The following is a 4488-nucleotide window of genomic DNA, read 5'->3' on the forward strand; positions in this document are numbered from 1 at the left end:
GGCGCCGCCGCCATCAGCAGCGATCACGCACCAGCCACTACCGACGACAAGCCGCATCACAGACATGAAGATCACGATCTACAGCTGAAGTATTAGGCGCCGCGGCGACGAAGTCGCGGTCCACCAGGTCGGGAGCCCGCTCGACCTGCCCGCCGGGGATCGTGGTGATGACACGCCGGCCCCGCACCGCGCCCTGAATGCCGAGCTCGCGCATCAGGCGCTCGACGGTGCAGCGGGCCACCTCATGGCCTTGCCGGTTCAGCTCGCGCCAGATCTTCCGGGCTCCGTAGACACGGTAGTTGGACGTGTAGACCTTCTGGATCTTCTCCTTGAGTTCCGCGTCGCGCAAGCGGCGGGCGGAGGGCGCCTCGAGGCGCTTCTTGTGGGCGTAGTACGTGGATGGGGCGATCTTGAAGGCCAGCCGGTCGGCGGGGGCGAGGATGAGGCCGTGGTCATGGTCGCAGCCGGGCAGTGAGACGCGTCGGGTGATGTGGAGAGTGGCCGGGTCGATGACGGCGAGCTGGTGACGGGTCTGGACGTCGACGAGCATCCGCTGGCTGGTAGGGTCGTAGGCGACGTTGCCGGCCTCGCCGCCGACGGTGACGGTGCCGCGGACCGCTGCGGTCTCGGCGTCGACGACGGTTTCCGAGCCGCCGGACTCGTTGATGGTCCACACCGTGCCGTGCACCGGGTCGTAGGCCAGTCCGTCGGGGTAGTCACCGGTGGAGCTGTGCTGCAGGACTTTCCCGGTGGTCTCGTCGATCACGGCCACCTCGTTGGCGTCGGTGGCGGTGGCGTAGACGCGGTTGCGGGCGGGGACGACGAGGACGCCGTGGACGCCGGGCAGGCCGTTGATGGTGCGGACAACGCGGCCCGCGTGGACGTCGACCTCGATGACCTGGCTCGTGCCGAGGTGGGCGATGAACAGCAGTCCGCGGCCGGCATCGAGGCTCTCGTAGTCGAAGCCGGAGCTGTCGCCCGGCAGGGCGATCTGGGTCACCGGCCGCAGGGGAAGCGCCACCTTGGGCGGCTGGCTGCTGCCGCGGGTGAGCAGGACGCCGGCTACTGCGGCGGCGAGGGCGAGGATCAGTCCGGCGACGAGGGCCAGCAGCGCGCGGCGGCTGAGGCGATGGGTCATGTGGTGGACTTTCTACAGGTAGACGTCGACGAGCAGGGCCGCCACGGCGGCCAGGAGTGCGTAGCGGATGCTGGTGCGGGCCGGCTGCGTGGCAAGCGTGCCGAGCCCGTAGCCGAGGGACGCTGCAGCGAGGGTGAAGACGCCGGAGCCGGTGTCCTGCCAGCTGACGGGGAAGACGATCACGGGCGCGTCGGTGAAGAACTGGTCCCCGTGGGCGGCGCGCAGGATCGCGTTCCAGGCCAGGGGCCCGACGGCCGCAGACAGGGCACCAGTGCCGACGACGCGAACCAGCCTGGCGATCCGGACGAACCTCGATCACGCAACGACCCCTGGCGGGCGGCCCCCGGGACATTGACGTCCGGGCACGGTCTGCGGTACTTCGCTGCCGCACAGCAACGGCTCCGGAGTGAATGCGTAGATCACTCCGTATGACGCTCTGAACTGCGGCGGAGCGGGAGTGTGGCGGGCGTCCTGCCCGGCTCGCTCTGACGGTCCGTGATGGGGCCCGTGCCTTCCCGTCTCGCTCTGGCCGACGGCACCCCCCTTTACCGGTGTGAGCCCGAATGGCCTGCCAGGACTCGCTGGCGCTCGACCGTCATGGGTGAATTAAGTGACCTGGCGCCCTGGGATCGATCGGAACCGATGGCGGGGATCCTCACGTGCGGGGGCGACGGACGTTGGGTGCCCGCGATCCCGGCTCACGGTGACGAAGGTTACATCTGTCGAGCAGGGAGGATGGGGCCCATGAAAGAAGAGGGGAATAAAGACTTGGTCGACGTGGAGGAATCTGCGAACCTGAGCAGACGAAGCTTTGTTGCAGGCACAACTCTTGGAGTGGCTCTCGCTTCGGCAGGTATCTACGAGGTCATCGACAAGCTGGTCACCCCGCCCGAACGGGTCGCTGCGGAGGCCGACAAGCCCCCGCCGCCGGAGCAATATGCCATTCCCACACCCCGCCTCATCATGGACAACGGCACAGGCATCGCGAGCAGCAACGGGACGATCCCCGTCCTGATTCCGCCACTGCACAATCACATCATCACCGCGACGTTGAAGGTTCCGCCGAATGCGAAAGCTCTGCAGGAGGCCCAGCGCCAACTGGAGGCCGCTATCCAGGGACTGGAGAAGCGCTTCCCTCCCCCTCCTAGCGGCCTGGGCGTCGTCGTCACCTGGGGACTTCCCTACTTCCAGCACTACATTCCCAGGCTCGGAAGGGGGTCCGGCTTCTTCAAGGCGGGGACCCACTACCCGGACTACTTGCCGGTGGACCTGATGACGTCCAAAGAGCGGGGCCGCACGGTTTATGCGCTGCAGGAAGCAAGAACGTATCCCAGTGACCAGCCGCCGGTCGGCTTCGGACAGGTCCGACTGGAGCAGAACCACGTGGCCGTGCTTCTCCGCAGTGACTCGCTCGACAACATCATGGAGGGCACCAACGCCCTTTTCGGGACGGGAAGCGGCCAGGTCGGCGACCTTTTCAAAGTGACTAGCATCCGAAGAGGCTTCACAGGTGGCGGTCACACGGGGCAGCAGTCGCTTGCCAGCAAACTGGCTCTTGAGGCCGGCCTGCCCGGAGCGAAGTCCATTCCCGTGCACGCTCCCATCTTTCTCGGCTTCACCACCACGATCAAGTCCGCGGAAAGCTCCACTCCTGTCTCGAACCTGGAGACGCTTCCCGGTTGGACCGATCAATGGCCCAATGGGTACTTCAAGTACGGCACCATTATGCCTCTCTCGCACCTGTACTCGGACCTGGCTACCTGGTATGGGGAAGGACGAGCGGGATCACGTGACTTCCCAGCGTATGCCGACCGACTTCGCGCGATGTACCGGCCCGGACTCTCGGTCCCTGGGGGAACGGTTACCGTGGATCCTCTTGTCGAAAGTGAGGACGACACCTTTCAGCGGGTCAGAAGATCGGGTAGCTACGGTCACAATGGGAGCATGCAGCCGACGAACCGACTACAGAAGGCGACAACCAGTAATTATGGCGAGACCTACCCGGTTGGCACACCTGTGTCCAATCGCGGCGATTTCGCCACGCTGGACAACCCGTTCTATTACACCTCTGACCCGGTCGGCGATCATTACAGCACCCAGAAAGCCGCCGGGCTGCACTTCTTGATCTTCGTGCCGACGGCCGAGACATTCAACCGTATTCGCCTTGCGATGGACGGCTACTACCCCGATGGCAGAAGGGTCGACTTCTCCCCGCGCTCACCCAACGCCGGCCTGAATTCAGTGGTTCACACCACCCACCGCCAGAACTTTCTGATTCCACCGCGGAGTCACCGTTCGTTCCCGCTCGCGGAGTTTCTGAGCTGACCCGGGCTGGCGTCTCCGTCGCGCCCCCGCTGTTCGCCCCGGAACTGACCGCATTCGGCGGCGAAGGGGATGTCAGGAGCAGCGTCGGCCGCGCCCGCCGGCGCCTCCTTGGAGTCGCAGGCGGCGGCCACACTGGCACCGGTCCCGGCCAGCAGGGACACGCCACCGAGTGGCCGACATACCCGTGGACAAGCAGGCAGGGTTTTGTCATGTGGGTGGATTCTCTTCTCCGTGTTACAGGGTGGGACGCGCGGGACGTCGCGCAGCCCTGGGCGGAGATCGAAGCGGAGCTGGGGACCGAACTGCCCAGCGAATACAACCAGTTGTGCCAGGCGTTCGGTGTCGGCGACTTCTCCCGGGAGGTGTCGGTGCTGTGCGCCGACGAGACCCGCGTGGGAGACCTGCTGATTTGGTGGCGCGGACTGCTGGAGAGCGACGACGATTCGGACGGCCCGTGGGCGCCATATCGGATCCATGAGCCCGGAACGACTGGGGGCCTGATCCCATGGGGAACCACACGTTCGGCCGACAGGTTCTTCTGGCAGGTCACGGACGGCGCGGTGGACACATGGCCGGTCCTCGCCATGCAGGTGGACATCCTGGAGTGGAACCGTTACGAGATGACCGCCACGGAGTTCCTGTACCGGATCCTCACCGATCCCGGGTTCCGGCCCCACTCCGTGGCACGGGCCGCGTCTGGGCCGTTCTTCGAGCCTGCCTGAACAGCCGGTGAGCGGAGAGGAGGGATTTGCTGCGATTTCAGTCCATGGCGCCCCCTCGCCGCGCACTGTACAGAGCGGTCGGCGTAGCGACTTTGGCCGGGAGCTGCTTTGGCGCGAGTGATCATGGCCCCTTACTGATTTCGGCGTTTCGGGGTCTGGATCTGTGTCGTGACCGGTGACGCGGTCCGTCCAGGCTGGTACGCCGGAAGCATGCGGTATCCGGATGGGGGCGGGCTGACCGCCGAGCAGCGCAGGCGTCGGGAAGAGGTACGGATGCGGGCCGTTGACCTCTTCGAGGAGTGC

General features: G+C 65.9%; 3 protein-coding genes and 1 pseudogene. 2 read left to right on the top strand and 2 right to left on the bottom strand.

Annotation, left to right across the window (positions count from 1 at the left end):
* Positions 1–157: 157 nt before the first annotated feature.
* Positions 158–409, bottom strand: a pseudogene (locus AB0N14_RS39550) (IS3 family transposase); the annotation flags it as partial.
* 741 nt (positions 410–1150) lie between these two features.
* Positions 1151–1321 (bottom strand): hypothetical protein, encoded by a 171-nt coding sequence (locus AB0N14_RS39555; RefSeq protein ID WP_366030526.1) that lies wholly within the window; start codon positions 1319–1321, stop codon positions 1151–1153.
* Positions 1322–1882: 561 nt separating this feature from the next.
* On the opposite strand from AB0N14_RS39555, the gene AB0N14_RS39560 reads away from it, so the two are divergent.
* Together AB0N14_RS39560 and AB0N14_RS39565 are read left to right on the top strand one after the other, a co-directional pair.
* Entirely contained in the window at positions 1883–3463 is a 1581-nt protein-coding gene (locus tag AB0N14_RS39560; protein ID WP_366030528.1) for a hypothetical protein, read from the top strand.
* A gap of 215 nt (positions 3464–3678) precedes the next feature.
* Positions 3679–4185: a hypothetical protein gene (locus AB0N14_RS39565; protein WP_366030529.1), complete on the top strand. Its 507-nt coding sequence runs from the start codon at positions 3679–3681 to the stop codon at positions 4183–4185.
* Positions 4186–4488 lie beyond the last annotated feature (303 nt).

The sequence above is a fragment of the Streptomyces sp. NPDC051104 genome (assembly GCF_040682835.1).
GTDB lineage: Bacteria > Actinomycetota > Actinomycetes > Streptomycetales > Streptomycetaceae > Streptomyces > Streptomyces cynarae.

Excerpts from the sequence above, each read along its gene's own strand:
- AB0N14_RS39560 (WP_366030528.1), top strand. The coding sequence starts at position 1,883 with ATGAAAGAAGAGGGGAATAAAGACTTGGTCGACGTGGAGGAATCTGCG.